Source organism: Mesorhizobium sp. 113-3-3 (assembly GCF_016756495.1).
In the GTDB taxonomy this organism is placed as follows: Bacteria; Pseudomonadota; Alphaproteobacteria; order Rhizobiales; family Rhizobiaceae; genus Mesorhizobium.
This window is the reverse complement of the sequence record NZ_AP023244.1, coordinates 256,530-268,529: the sequence shown is the minus strand read 5'-3', so window position 1 is coordinate 268,529 and position 12,000 is coordinate 256,530. Positions and strand designations below refer to the sequence as shown.

At 61.0% G+C, this 12,000-nt stretch carries 15 protein-coding genes; 6 read left to right on the top strand and 9 right to left on the bottom strand.

The genetic code is table 11. The features are described 5' to 3' along the window. Positions 1 to 29 precede the first annotated feature (29 nt). From JG746_RS35425 to parS, 3 genes are all read right to left on the bottom strand, one after another. A complete protein-coding gene (locus JG746_RS35425) occupies positions 30 to 659 on the bottom strand; it encodes a plasmid pRiA4b ORF-3 family protein (protein WP_199202155.1) in 630 nt (209 codons plus the stop codon). A gap of 144 nt (positions 660 to 803) precedes the next feature. Beyond that, entirely contained in the window at positions 804 to 1,313 is a 510-nt protein-coding gene (locus JG746_RS35420; RefSeq protein WP_199202154.1) for an RES family NAD+ phosphorylase, read from the bottom strand. Further along, positions 1,310 to 1,795: a type II RES/Xre toxin-antitoxin system antitoxin gene (gene parS / locus JG746_RS35415; RefSeq protein WP_199202153.1), complete on the bottom strand. Its 486-nt coding sequence runs from the start codon at positions 1,793 to 1,795 to the stop codon at positions 1,310 to 1,312. The genes JG746_RS35420 and parS overlap by 4 nt, the downstream gene beginning before the upstream one ends. Positions 1,796 to 1,939: 144 nt before the next feature. Here parS and JG746_RS35410 point away from each other — a divergent pair, with 144 nt between their 5' ends. The 3 genes from JG746_RS35410 to JG746_RS35400 all read left to right on the top strand — a co-directional run bounded on the left by JG746_RS35410 (position 1,940) and on the right by JG746_RS35400 (position 3,963). Next, positions 1,940 to 2,476 (top strand): hypothetical protein, encoded by a 537-nt coding sequence (locus JG746_RS35410; RefSeq protein ID WP_199202152.1) that lies wholly within the window; start codon positions 1,940 to 1,942, stop codon positions 2,474 to 2,476. Between the two features lie 790 nt (positions 2,477 to 3,266). Continuing rightward, positions 3,267 to 3,587 carry a DUF736 domain-containing protein gene (locus JG746_RS35405; protein WP_199202150.1) on the top strand — a complete coding sequence of 107 codons (321 nt, stop codon included), beginning with the start codon at positions 3,267 to 3,269 and terminating at the stop codon, positions 3,585 to 3,587. 58 nt (positions 3,588 to 3,645) lie between these two features. After that, positions 3,646 to 3,963 (top strand): hypothetical protein, encoded by a 318-nt coding sequence (locus JG746_RS35400; protein ID WP_199202149.1) that lies wholly within the window; start codon positions 3,646 to 3,648, stop codon positions 3,961 to 3,963. A gap of 145 nt (positions 3,964 to 4,108) precedes the next feature. Here the strand turns inward: JG746_RS35400 and JG746_RS35395 are convergent, their stop codons facing one another. Then, the gene (locus JG746_RS35395) at positions 4,109 to 4,657 is read right to left on the bottom strand and encodes a helix-turn-helix domain-containing protein (protein WP_244731014.1); all 549 of its coding nucleotides are present in this window, start codon (positions 4,655 to 4,657) and stop codon (positions 4,109 to 4,111) included. Positions 4,658 to 5,190: 533 nt separating this feature from the next. Here JG746_RS35395 and JG746_RS35390 point away from each other — a divergent pair. Further along, positions 5,191 to 6,171 carry a thermonuclease family protein gene (locus JG746_RS35390; protein ID WP_244731013.1) on the top strand — a complete coding sequence of 327 codons (981 nt, stop codon included), beginning with the start codon at positions 5,191 to 5,193 and terminating at the stop codon, positions 6,169 to 6,171. 422 nt (positions 6,172 to 6,593) lie between these two features. Here the strand turns inward: JG746_RS35390 and JG746_RS35380 are convergent, their stop codons facing one another. The 3 genes from JG746_RS35380 to JG746_RS35370 form a co-directional block, all read right to left on the bottom strand. After that, complete coding sequence (locus JG746_RS35380; protein ID WP_199202147.1) at positions 6,594 to 6,893, bottom strand: WGR domain-containing protein; 300 nt, start codon at positions 6,891 to 6,893, stop codon at positions 6,594 to 6,596. 213 nt (positions 6,894 to 7,106) lie between these two features. After that, on the bottom strand, positions 7,107 to 7,448 hold the full coding sequence (locus JG746_RS35375; RefSeq protein WP_199202146.1) for a hypothetical protein: 342 nt from the start codon (positions 7,446 to 7,448) through the stop codon (positions 7,107 to 7,109). Then, the gene (locus JG746_RS35370) at positions 7,445 to 8,137 is read right to left on the bottom strand and encodes a ParA family protein (protein ID WP_199202145.1); all 693 of its coding nucleotides are present in this window, start codon (positions 8,135 to 8,137) and stop codon (positions 7,445 to 7,447) included. The genes JG746_RS35375 and JG746_RS35370 overlap by 4 nt, the downstream gene beginning before the upstream one ends. Positions 8,138 to 8,464: 327 nt before the next feature. Between JG746_RS35370 and JG746_RS35365 the strand changes: the two genes are divergently transcribed. Both JG746_RS35365 and JG746_RS35360 read left to right on the top strand, forming a co-directional pair. Beyond that, complete coding sequence (locus tag JG746_RS35365; RefSeq protein WP_244731012.1) at positions 8,465 to 8,875, top strand: hypothetical protein; 411 nt, start codon at positions 8,465 to 8,467, stop codon at positions 8,873 to 8,875. Further along, complete coding sequence (locus tag JG746_RS35360; protein WP_199202144.1) at positions 8,872 to 11,139, top strand: relaxase/mobilization nuclease domain-containing protein; 2,268 nt, start codon at positions 8,872 to 8,874, stop codon at positions 11,137 to 11,139. The genes JG746_RS35365 and JG746_RS35360 overlap by 4 nt, the downstream gene beginning before the upstream one ends. A 134-nt stretch (positions 11,140 to 11,273) precedes the next feature. Here the strand turns inward: JG746_RS35360 and JG746_RS35355 are convergent, their stop codons facing one another. Both JG746_RS35355 and JG746_RS35350 read right to left on the bottom strand, forming a co-directional pair. Next, positions 11,274 to 11,555 (bottom strand): helix-turn-helix domain-containing protein, encoded by a 282-nt coding sequence (locus JG746_RS35355; RefSeq protein WP_123170493.1) that lies wholly within the window; start codon positions 11,553 to 11,555, stop codon positions 11,274 to 11,276. Beyond that, the gene (locus JG746_RS35350; protein WP_199202143.1) at positions 11,552 to 11,875 is read right to left on the bottom strand and encodes a type II toxin-antitoxin system RelE/ParE family toxin; all 324 of its coding nucleotides are present in this window, start codon (positions 11,873 to 11,875) and stop codon (positions 11,552 to 11,554) included. The genes JG746_RS35355 and JG746_RS35350 overlap by 4 nt, the downstream gene beginning before the upstream one ends. Between the last annotated feature and the right edge of the window lie 125 nt (positions 11,876 to 12,000).

Genomic DNA, 12,000 nt, shown 5'->3' with positions numbered 1-12,000 from the left:
TCATGGCGGTCAAATCGTCGCCTGTTGATTTAAGCAGTTGTCGGTCCGCTACGCTTTGGCTTTGGCTGATGCAGCCGACGCCTAACATTCGGGCGCAGTGCATTGCGCACATCCTTGTCCACCACAGCCAGGTCGAACCAGTCCCGATCGAAATATCCTCCACACCACCGCTTGGTGTCGGCGTGTTCAGGGTCTGTCTTGTCCGACATGATTTCCAGGAAGCGCTCATAACCGGGGATACCGCCAACATCTTCGGGCGGCCTGGCGCGCGCTCCATCGATGCAGGTCCCGTGCTTGGGCGCGACGTCAAGGGCAACGAGTTCCTCGATCGCGACTGTGTGAGACCAGTTATCACCGAAGTCATAGATGTATTTGAACAGGGCTCCCCGCCCGAAGTCGCGGAGGCGAACCTCTTGACAATCAAAGACGCGGGGGTCGTCTTCAGCGGCATCCTCCGTCAGGAGCTCGACATCGCCATAGCGCAGGCCACCGATGTTGAACTCGTGCAAATGATAGTTCCACCAGTTGAAGGCCGCCTGAATGGCAAGGTGGAGCTGTTCAAGAGTCCAGCCTGACGGCAAAACAAGTCGACGCCAGATTTTCGGCTGGATCTCATCCAGCGAAACGTGAATCAGGACTGCGTTGATGGTCTTAAACATGCCGCATGTGAACAGGACAGGCTGAAATGGGTCAAGCCAGCGCGGGCAGTCGACTACACGAGGACGCCATGCGGAAAATCCGCATGGCGTTTCGACGCGGTCTGGTAAGCGCCGTCACCGTTCCTCAATCTATGCACGTCGCCATCATGGTGTTGCCGGTGGATGCAGGCGCGTATCGAGCGCAAAAAGCTCCTGGAGCTTCAGCGCATAAGCGTCCGCAGCGACACTGGCGACGAAGACGAGATTCCAGCTATGCGAGGAAACAGCACTGGGAATCGCCACGAAGCGATGACGCCGCAGAAGGTCGTCGCCGAACGCTTGCTGCCCGGCACTGGGAATGCCCGGACGCAGCCAGTTGGGGTTGGGAACCGCGCCAGGATCCACGACATGGACATCTGTTGCGTCGGTTATGACGGCAGCCGTCATCACATGCGGGACTATGTCGAGCGTTCTGAAGCCCTTATGGACCGCCACTTCGAGAATCGCGGTCGAGGGATCGATGGAACAATAGACGGCACGCACGCCCTTGCTGTTCCACCGCCCGCCGACCCGATACGCACCCTCACCGCTGTCCCAGGTTGGCGCAAAGCGGGCCTGATCGAGGCGCCAGACGAGAAACTCTGTACCGCCGAGCGCCGCCGGCAGCGGCGTCATGCATAGACGCCGTATTCGAGCCTTTCGAGGTAATCCTCGACAAGCTCGACGCCCGCCGGCGTCGCCAGGAGATCGATCGGCCGCCGCTGGTCCAGACCGATCGCCGCGCGCTCAAGCCACTGCTCCGCCTCGGCCTGCGATCCCAGCACATCCGTTGCCTTGGCCAGGATCTCGGCAAACTTCCACGTCCGCCCACTCTGCTCCTGGCTGAGCGGCTTCGACGGTGTATCCTTGCGCCGCTGATAGGTGCGTACGCTCATGCCCACGGCCTTTTCGAGCGACTCGGCCTTATGAATGAACACCAGACGCCCGACGAGATAATCCAGCGCCGAGGTCGGCAACCCATTCAAAAGCAGCTCATGAGCATCGAGCGCGCTGGTCACGCGTCGCGACAGGACGCGGGCGCCGCCCAACAGGTCCGCCACTTTCTGCAGGTCGCCGACACCTCTGTGTGGGGCTATGTTCTCGGCCGCGATCACCATGGCATTACCTCAATACGTCACTTGTCTCTTTTCAATATGACAGTTGACGCGCGGCTTTTCAAGGATTGATCGCGTGGCACGCGAGTCGCGCGAGGGAGAGGGGGCTGGAGCGGGGCGGGGCTGCTAGAGAGAAAGAGAGACACCATGGCGATGATTTTTATTGGCGGCTCACGCGACATCGTCGAACTGCCCGACGCGATAGTCGGGCGGATCGCCTCGATCATGGCAGCCGAACACGGCGTTCTCGTCGGCGATGCACCCGGCGCCGACACGGAAGTGCAGGCTTTGCTCGGCGGGCATGGCTACGAGCATGTCGGCGTCTTTTGCACCGGGAGTAAACCGCGCAACAATCTCGGGGATTGGGCCGTCTACAACGTTCCGCCGCTGCCCGACACACATGGGTTCGAAGCGGAGGCGCAGAAGGATCGCGAAATGGTCCGACGCGCCGACTACGGTCTGATGATCTGGAACGGGACGAGCCCTGGCACCGTCCTCAACGTGCTGCGGCTTGCAATGGCCGAAAAGCCCTGCGTCACCTACGATGTCGCCAATGGGTTGATGGCGACCACCCGCAACGTCGTCGACTGGCGAACCATGCTGTCACGCGCCGACCCGGACATCCGGGATGTCCTTGCAGCGTGCATGACGCCGGATGAGCGGCGCGCGATGACGCCGGGATGAGCCTGCAGTTCCCACGCAATTGGCTGGGTGCACTAACCGCATGCGGTACCGCATGCGGTTAGTGACACCGCCCGTCGGATCGCAGCCAATGACGGCACGTTCCAATGGCCGGTCGGCGACAATGTCCGTACGCCTGTTTGGCAGCCGATTGCGGCAGGGGCTACCGGCCGCTTGCTGTGTCGGCACCTCCGCTCATTTGCGGGTCGCCCCCGAGGAGTTCGACATCATCGTCTCCTCTATCGGCGGCCCGCGCGACAGAGCGAAAGCTCGCGCAGGCGAACGCCACACTCGGCGAAGTGGCCTCATCGCCGGACCGCTGCGACCTGCAAAACCATAGCTATGATCGACGGGTGTCGTCGGCTTGCGGAGGCTGCGCAAGCCCACGCGCTTCCTCGCTGGATGGGGCAGCTACCGGAACGGCGGTGCAGGGGCGACGATTGGGAGCGGCCAAACCATCCCAGCGATCGCCGGCGGGAGCTGCTGGGGCGCGATCGGAGCGGCCAGCGGTAATCGCCCCGGCTTCGGCTGCAACGCGAACCAATCCCTTTTCATGTCGCCTTTGTAGAGGACCGCCTGCTTACCGCGGTCAACCCCTTGCGGGGTACTCTCGGCGCAAATTCAGGAAAATTCGATTTCTGTTCTTTGGTTTGCGGGCAGGCGAAGGGCCTGCCCGCGTTCTTTCGAAAATAGAATTTTCCAGAATTTGCGCCGAGATGACCGCAGCAGGACGGCCCTCTCCTTCGACGCCATCGGGAATGGTTTCCGATGCAACCGAAAAGGAGACATCACCATGGCTACCACGATCGCTAACCTCACCACCAAGTCCGACGGCTCAATGGAAGGCGTCTTCGCCACGCTCCGGATCAACGCTCCGATCGCCCTCGTGCCGAACTCCAAGGCCAGCGAGGACGCGCCCGACTACCGCATCCTCAACAAGCGCACCGGCTTCGAGATCGGCGCGGGCTGGTATCGCCGCTCGCAGCGGTCTGGCGAAGAGTACCTCTCCGTCAAGCTCGAGGCGCCCGAGATCGGCGTGATCTTCGGCAACGTCGCCCCAGCCCCCGGCGGCGAGGAGAACAAGAAGGTCATCCTCTGGAACAACCCCCAGTGAGGTATCGGAAGCCGGCCCCCCAAGGGGCCGGCTTCGCCACCGGCGAAAGGAGGATGCGATGAGCCGCTACACCATCACTGTCACTGGCACCGTCACCGGACAGGTTCGCTCGGATCCAGACGCTGTCATCGGTTACGACCCACCGCTTCGGACCTACTTCCTGCAGGCGTTCCCGCACGAAGAAACCGACGAGCCCGCGCTCTGGCTCGGCACCCGCGACCGCGCGTTCGAAGCGCTTGAGGATCTTCGCCATGCAGCCATTGCGCTCGGCTACACCTTCATGCCGCTGCCGACCGAACTCAGCATAAAGCTGATCGAGGACCGAGCAGTCGACATCGGTCGACCAGAGCGTGACGGCACCTCGGCGGAGCCCTGAAGCGCCTCAGTCGATCCGAATAGGCGAACGCGCAAAAAAGACCGGCGATGGCATTGTCCGTCGCCGGTCTTTTTTTGCGCATAGCGAGCGTTGAATCGCCGCAACCGACTGGAAACCCCACGCCTAGCTGCGCAAGTCTGGTGAACTACCGATCGACCACGAGCGCTTGGCCTGAGGCTTTCCCAAACCTTTCTTCCGCCCGAACGGGTGTCGACTTCTCCGTTGATCCCTCGCCGCCGGCGGACATGGGGTGCATTTCATCGACCAAGTGGACCAACGCGCTGACCGTGCTGGGCGGCAGAGTCCAGATCAGCTTGGCGAGTTTTATCTGGTCCTCCGCTTCCTCGGGCCTCTTGCCAAAGAGATGGGGCGCCGCGGCATAGACCAGTTCCATCGGATAAAAGCCGAGGATTTCGCTCAGGTGCACCAGTCGCGTCACATGCAGCTTCGAGATCGCTTTCTCGTAGCGCCCGAACACTTGGGTGGACAAGCCCAGCAAGCGCGCGAGTTCCTCTCTTGTAAGACCCACATCACGCCGCGCCTTGAGGAGGAAGGCCGAAATCCGCTCGTCCATTTCGCCAAGCTGGTCTATTCCCGCGAATCCGGAACGACGAAAGATCGGCTTGTCGATCTCAGGATCCGACGTTTCCACCAGGCCGGCCTTTTCCTCATACGGAACAGTGTTCTTGACCACAGGTCGCTGCCTCATACTACCTATCAGGCCAAAAGCCGCTTCTTGCGTCGATCCGGTTCGCGTCGGAGCATGCGGTTTGGCGATGACGGCCGGGGTCCTTTTCCTTCCGCCACATCCGGGACGATTCCCGTTTCATGTCGCCTTTGTAACGACCGCCTGCTTACCGCGGTCAACCCCTAAAGGGGTACTCTCGGCAAAAATTCTTGGAAAGTTCTAATCGAAGACAACGTCGCTGCCGGAACGGCAGCCCGAGAGAGCCTTGACGAATTTCTGAGATTGGCTGAACCGCGAACTTTGTCAGCCGGTGACCGCGCCTCTCTGCGCCTTGGCGGGGCATGAAAGTCAGGCCGCCTGTGCTGTGTCCGCCGACATGCTGAACCATACTGACAACCAGAAAGATCAAAGCTAGAACAGCGGCGATGGTGGCACAACGAAACAACCGATCATGCCTGAACATGGCGAGAACATTTTTAGCCTAGCGCATTGGCGTGGATTGCCCAGGCAAAGTCGCCGCCTCGCTATCGAGGGCAACGGTGGCGGCGATCGTCCTAAGCGCGACGGAATCCACGACGCTGCTGAAACGCCTCGACCAATCCAAGCACTTTCGATGGGGTTCTGGACTTTTCGTGTATTTTGGGCGCATTCTTGCGCCGGGGACAAGGGGCTTGGATAAATCCCGCTATAATGATCGGTCGAGCCCGTGGCGCAAGCGGACTGGCGCAGGACCCTCGCTCGTACGGCGCTGGGCCAGCGTGCCGATGCGGCTGGTCTTCGTCACCATCGCTGCGGCTTTCGCTCTGGTGACGCAGTTTGTCATGCATAACAGCGGATCGCTGCCGGAAATCAATCTGCAGAACTTAATCAAGCCGAGACCGGTAGCAATTGCTGGGGTCGCATCTGTGATCGATGGCGACACGATCGAGATCCATGGCCAGCGCATTCGCTTCAATGGTGTCGATGCACCGGAGTCAGCACAGCTGTGCAACGACGCAAACGGCTTCCAGTATCAATGTGGCGCCAAGTCTGCCGCCGCCCTCGATGCCTTTCTCGCCGCCTCCCGGCCGACCCAGTGCGTGTTTGTGTCATGGGATCGGTACGGCCGCTATGTAGGCAATTGTAGCCGGGCCGATGGGGTCAGCGTCGCCGCCTGGATGGTCGAGAACGGCCAAGCTCTTGATTGGCCAAAATACAGCCATGGTGCCTACGCCATGCTACAGGAGAAGGCCAAGGCGGCAAGGGTTGGCATCTGGGCAGGAACGTTTGAAGCGCCTTGGGATTGGCGTGCCGAGCATCGCGCTGACAATGAACAGCCATCGGCGATCGCTCCCTTGCTCGCTGCGTCGCCCAGTGCCTGCAACATCAAGGGCAACATCAATGCTCGCGGTGAGCACATCTATCACGTGCCCGGCCAAGAATATTACGATCGCACCGTGATAACGACCGGCAAGGGAGAGCGGTGGTTCTGCAACGAGGAAGAGGCGGTGGCCGCCGGTTGGCGGAAAGCAAAGCGTTAAACCACAGGGGCAGCCGTTGTCCTATTTTCTACTGCGCTGGCGGCGGGCCTGGGGAACGTTGACTGCAAATCAGCGGCGGCTCGAAAGTGCGACCTGTGGCAGTGTCAAGATGACTGATTTACGGTTGGCGACATCTCGCCCGCGCCGGGCCGATGGCATAGTGGTCAAGGCGAAACGGCTACGCGGTGCAGGACATCGAATGGCCGCGCATCAATTGCTCTAACACCTCGCCGAGACGTTGCAGAAGCGTCAAGGGCATGTCGGTCGGGGTGCGTGGGCATGACCACTACATGAAGGCGGGCATCGAGCGACAACAGCTCCAAAATCATCGTCGACGCCGTCGAATTCCTCGCTTGACCCAATCGCGACAGCTTCAACCAGACCGAGAACCCGGACGACTTTCGTTCCAAGGGCGGCTCCCGTCACCCCAGCGGCTGCCCTGTCACCCAGACGGGATCGCTTCTGCGCGTCGGGTAGGCTGATCGCGGCTGATAGCCGCGCACCCGCTTGGCGCGCAGCAGCTTGAGGAAAAGCTCGACGGCTTCGCCCTCGGTATCGAAGGAGTGTTGTACCGTGCGGCCGGTGGTTCCGATCCGGCCCCAACGGCGGACCAGGCAGGTCTGGCCTAACAGAGTCTCCTCGATCGACAGCGCATAGAAGCGCGCCATGTTCCGATCCGCGTCGCGGCGTTCGATATGGAGGCGATAGAGCTGCGCGATCATAGGGGAGAGAATCGCGCAGCCGGACGCGCGCGTCCAACGAATGGTTTGAATCAGCGGACGCGGATCGATTCACTCTCGTGATGGATGGAACCGAGCGTCAGTCGTCCAGCAGCGTCTTTGATGGCTTTCCCGGAGAGATGTATCGTATCCTCGGTGGGCCCGAGTCATGCGTGGTCGGTCGTAACGAAAATCGACGCTGATCGGCGCGTCTGGCTACTTCGGCTGCCGGGCAAGGAATTCCGTTATCAGGCCCTGCACCACCTCCTGCATGGTTGTCCTATTGCGCGCGCAATGGACCTGCAGCTCGATCATCTGCGAGACCGGAATGCGCGTGTGCAACCGGGCTATCTCACCGTCTGCCTTTGGCCTCTCGAGCTTCGCTTTCGCCGCTCTGGCAGACTGGGCTCTCGTCTGCTGCTCCAGCCTGTCCGTTTCGCTGATGCTGGATTCCACTATGGCAGCCATGTTGCGCGAGAACGGATCATCCGAACGGGCACGCGGTTTTAAGGCGGGCAGCGGCGGCTGGTTTGCAGTCCGATCGGTTTTCTCGTTCATGGCGTGTTGGCTCCGTTCAGTTTGCGGATGATCTCGGCAGTCAGGGCATTCGTCTGGTCGCGAGCGTCCTGCACGGCCTTGTTCACAGGCTGGACTTCGTAGAGCGTCCCGGCCGTTGCGATTGAGGCGAAGGTCGGCCGTTGCGACAAGAAGGTCTCAAGCACGCTGGCGTTGGCCTGCCGCAGCAGCTGGATTGCTGTGCGGAAGGCCATCGTGTTGTGCTCGATCCCGGAAACCATGTTGAGCATTACCGCGTAGGGAATTTCGCGGTGGCGCCCTCCAAGTGAGCGGATGTGCCGGATCAGACCGAGGCATTGCTTGACATCGAAGACATGCGCTTTCGTCGGAATCAGCACGAAGTCGGCGTTGGCGACGGCCGGGCCGAGTGCGGCCACGGCAGTGCCCTGCACATCCACCAGCAGCAGGTCCTCGGCGTCGGATTGCGCCAGGCGATCGATCAGTTCGTCGGTTGAGCCGATAGGGATGACGTCGATGTTTGAAAGAGCGTACCCGGCGCGGCGACTGTTTTTGCTCCACTCTACCGCGGACAGTTGCGGATCGGTGTCGAGCACCGTCACCCGATGACCGGCGGCGGCGAATTCGCCAGCGAGCAGGATGGTGGTCATGGTCTTGCCGACCCCGCCTTTGGGAGAGGCCACTGTGATTTGCACCGCGCGTTGCTCCGGCATTGTTTTTCCCAATGTTCGCGTTCGACTTTGGCGTCAAGACACATAGGCGATTTGGCGCCAAAGTGACTTTCTTGCATTATGCCTATGCACCGATGCGACAAAGTGGGAAGGCACATAAGTGCCTATGTGATAATATGAATTTGCGCATCGGTGCAATATTCCGGGATGCATTATTGGTTCCGGACTTTGAGGTCATCGAGTCAGTATAATGTTGCATGCTGAATTGACAAGATACGCAATTTGGGTCCAAATTGGCTGAGCAGGTCGTCGCTTCGCTTCGACCTGGATCGTCTTCGACGTGAGGCCCATCCGCCATAGCGAGGAATTTTGGACACCAGCGCCACCCACAAGGACACCCGAAAGCGCTCCCGGATCGATATCGGGCCGGAGGCGGGCGCGCTCCTGGATGAGGCCTGCAAGGTGTTCCAGCTTGACCGAGCGGAGACGTTGCGGCGCATTATCCGGGCCAGCCTGGATGTCGGTCCCGCTCTGTCAGCTGAGAATTCACGCACCGTCGCGGCGTTGGCCTCGCAAGTCCGGATGGTCGGCCGAAACCTCAGCCAGCTTCTCCATGCGATTCATTCCGGCCACGCTGCCCCCATGGAGGCGGCGTTGCCGATATGGGAAGCACTGGATGAGAGGGTGAAAGCTGTCGACGCCGAATTGACGGCGATGACGATCGCCCATGGCCTGAAACTTCGGAAGACGGCGCATCTGCTGGAGGGTGAGGGCGCGTGAACCTCGACCAGTCGTCCATACAGGCCATAGCCGATCGGATTCGCGCGAGCGCAGCTTTTGAAGACGAGAACCGCAAGCGCCGGCATCGGGCCATGTTGTCCTTTGCTGGAAATGACGATGATTGGTTGCTTACGGTTCGCGGCCGGAAGGGGGAGGGCGGTTTCGGCAGAAGCCAGTCACCGGAACCGGCCGTGCCGCGCTCGTCTCCTCGGGAGCTGGAGCCGCCGCGCGGTAAAGCCGGGCGACTAAACCTCGCACCGCCAACGAAGCGGCGGAAGCTCGCCGGCGGACCTCGGCCGAGGGCGGCTGCCGACAGGCTGGCGGCCGGGTATCAGCCGGCGGTTCTGAAGGTGATTTCCTACGGGCATGGCGTCACAAGGGCAGCCGCCATCGGTCAATACATCCAGAAGGAGGGCGTCGCGCTCGAAACGCATGATGCGCGCATCCTGGCAACGCAGGGGGCCGTTGCCGAGGAAATGAAACAGTGGGGCAAGGGTTTCGACAAGCGGCGGGAAAGCGAGGATGTGGCGACGTTCCGGCTTTCGCTGGCAGGGGAGGAGAGCGCCGAGCGCCTCTCACAGGCAGTTCAGGCCGGTTTCGCCGGCCACGGTTTTGCCTATCGTATCGACACACTGCAGGATGGATCGAGCGTCGCGCGTGTCGTCGCGACCATGGCCGGATACAGCGTCGTGCGGGGTGAGAACGGGGACGACAAGGTGAAGCATCGGTTTCACCTTTCCGATCGACGCCAGCAGGATCACCAGTTCTCGGCCCCCACCCGGGCCATGATCGCCTCGCGGATCTCCGAGGCGCTTGGGGTCGAGGAGGATGCCGTTTCGGTGAAGCCAATTGGGGAACCCAGCCACGGCAAAGCCGGTGTCGTGTTTCAGCTCTCGCGCCTTACCCATGACGGAGCGGCGATCGGCGCCGACGGCGCCACGATCGCTTCTGAGGAGGCGGTTCGGCAGACCGCGCAGTCCTGGGACAAGACCCTGAATTCCTACAAGCCTCGCGACACCATGCACATGATCCTGTCGGCCAAGGCGGGCGAGGACAGGCAAGCTCTGGTGAGGTCCGCACGTGGGTTCCTGCATGAGCAGTTCCCCAATCACAAATTCGCCTTCGGCATGCATGCCGACATGGCCGAGGAGGGCGGCCATATTCATGTCCATGCCATCGTCGCCGTGAAGGGTGAGGACGGTGAGCGCTTGCGACCAGGCCCGGCCCAGCTTCGCGAATGGCGCGCGCTCTATGCCCAGCACGCCCAAGCGCAGGGCATGAAAATCGTCGCGACTTCCGCGGCCTATCGGGCGTCATCACAAAGCTATGGTCCGCGCGACAAGGCGATAGTGGCCACGGCCGAGAAGCCGCGGCCTGGCAGGGAGGCGCGGGACCGCGCCTACGCCCTTGCAAACCCGCACGTCATCGAGAAAGCCCGCCAGCGGATCGCTTACGCAAAGGCCAACCCGATAAAGATTCCGATTTCGGCGCGCCAGCTGCAGGCCACCCAGACAGGCCTTCAGGAATGGCGCTCGGTCGCCGCATCTCAGCCGGATAACACGATAGCGAGTCACTTCAATGATCGGATGACGCAAGCCGTCCGATCCGGTACTGTTGTGGTCGCTATCCGAGATGGAAAGGGTGTTCAAATGAGTTCAGATGCCACCGCGGACCAGATGCGGGAAAACCTAAAAGAGATCAACGAGACCGTTAACAAGACAGCGGCCATGATGAACGGCCAGACGAAAGCGGAGTTCTTACGGCGCGCAGCGCCCACCATGGAGCTGCTTGCGATCCGGACGGATCTCAAATCCCTGCAGGAAGGCGGTGTCACGCATGTCAGTGAAGACCAAGCCCATCGGATTGCCGGCGCGCGCGCCGAAGCTTTGATCCATCGCGCCCAGGAGATCGAGGCCGCTGAGCGGCTTGAGGCCGACCGCGCTCGCGAGATCCGCAACCGCGCCATCGAGCAGGAGATCCGCGACGAACGAGCTGGATCGGCTGATCCGACCTCGCTTGAGCAGGTTGCACAAGACCGCGAAATGGTGCGCAACGCCGAAAGCATCGCTGCTAAGGAAGCCCGCGAGGCACAAGCCGCAAGCGAAGCCGCGCGTTCATTGGCGCAGAATCCCAACGAGCGGCTTGATCCCGAGATCGTCAAAGGCGAACGGCTCGAAGAACTGCAGCGCCTGCAGTCGAGGAGCATCAACACCGCTTCGGTCGAAGGCGAAGAGCCGGATTCACAGAAGCCGCAAAAGCAGTAGTTGCCTCGTCATGCAGCACTGCGTGGACTCGTTGTTCCCTAAGCCGGGCTCTGGCTGGGGCTCCGTCCGGCACTCGCTCGCGACAAAACGCAAAATGCGCTCCGAGGAAAGACGAGGGATTTGACACTTCGTGATTATGCAGCCTCTTTTACCCGGATTTCTATATCCAGGTGTGCGGAGGCGGCGATGTTGACAAGTGCGTCAAGCGAGAATTTGGCGAGCTTACCGCGCAGCAGATCATTGGTGCGAGGACGCGTCAGGCCGAGCCGCTTGGCGGCTTCCTCCTGAGGAATGTCCCAACGCTGGACTGCCTTACGGATTTCGTAGAGCAGCGCCGAGCGCGCTTTAAGGTTTGCTGCCTCCTGTTCGGTGTCCGCCAGGGCATCCCAGACGTTCTCATAGATTTCTACGTTCATCGTTCTGCCTTCCATCGTTTTAGCCGTTGAGCCGCTAGATCGAGGTCTTTCCTGGATGTGGCCTGTATCTTCTTCTGGAACGCATGAAGCACCAAAACGCGGTCCTCTAGTGTTGCCAGATAGATGACGCGAAACGCTCCCGATGCCTCCCGAACCCTGATTTCCCTGACGCCGGCCCCTACGATCTGCATCGGTTTCCAGTCGTCGGGATCGTCGCCGCGCTGGACAAGTTCGAGCTGCCAGCCGGCCTCTATCCGTGCATCGTCAGGAAACGCTCGAACATCCGCTCTGCTGCTTCCAAGCCATTCAATCACCTTCATCGCGCGCAGTGTATCGGTATTGATACAGGTTGGCTAGAGTGAAAATCGTTCGCCAGGACCAGCAATCAGCTCACGTCCCCACCAAGAACCGGATTAGCCGATCCTGCGTGATCCTCGCCAACGGG

What these genes read in the sequence shown, in the direction of transcription:
- JG746_RS35425 (WP_199202155.1), bottom strand. Translation starts at nt 659, where the DNA reads ATGTTTAAGACCATCAACGCAGTCCTGATTCACGTTTCGCTGGATGAG.
- JG746_RS35420 (WP_199202154.1), bottom strand. Translation starts at nt 1,313, where the DNA reads ATGACGCCGCTGCCGGCGGCGCTCGGCGGTACAGAGTTTCTCGTCTGG.
- parS (WP_199202153.1), bottom strand. Translation starts at nt 1,795, where the DNA reads ATGGTGATCGCGGCCGAGAACATAGCCCCACACAGAGGTGTCGGCGAC.
- JG746_RS35410 (WP_199202152.1), top strand. Translation starts at nt 1,940, where the DNA reads ATGGCGATGATTTTTATTGGCGGCTCACGCGACATCGTCGAACTGCCC.
- JG746_RS35405 (WP_199202150.1), top strand. Translation starts at nt 3,267, where the DNA reads ATGGCTACCACGATCGCTAACCTCACCACCAAGTCCGACGGCTCAATG.
- JG746_RS35400 (WP_199202149.1), top strand. Translation starts at nt 3,646, where the DNA reads ATGAGCCGCTACACCATCACTGTCACTGGCACCGTCACCGGACAGGTT.
- JG746_RS35380 (WP_199202147.1), bottom strand. Translation starts at nt 6,893, where the DNA reads ATGATCGCGCAGCTCTATCGCCTCCATATCGAACGCCGCGACGCGGAT.
- JG746_RS35375 (WP_199202146.1), bottom strand. Translation starts at nt 7,448, where the DNA reads ATGAACGAGAAAACCGATCGGACTGCAAACCAGCCGCCGCTGCCCGCC.
- JG746_RS35370 (WP_199202145.1), bottom strand. Translation starts at nt 8,137, where the DNA reads ATGCCGGAGCAACGCGCGGTGCAAATCACAGTGGCCTCTCCCAAAGGC.
- JG746_RS35355 (WP_123170493.1), bottom strand. Translation starts at nt 11,555, where the DNA reads ATGAACGTAGAAATCTATGAGAACGTCTGGGATGCCCTGGCGGACACC.
- JG746_RS35350 (WP_199202143.1), bottom strand. Translation starts at nt 11,875, where the DNA reads ATGAAGGTGATTGAATGGCTTGGAAGCAGCAGAGCGGATGTTCGAGCG.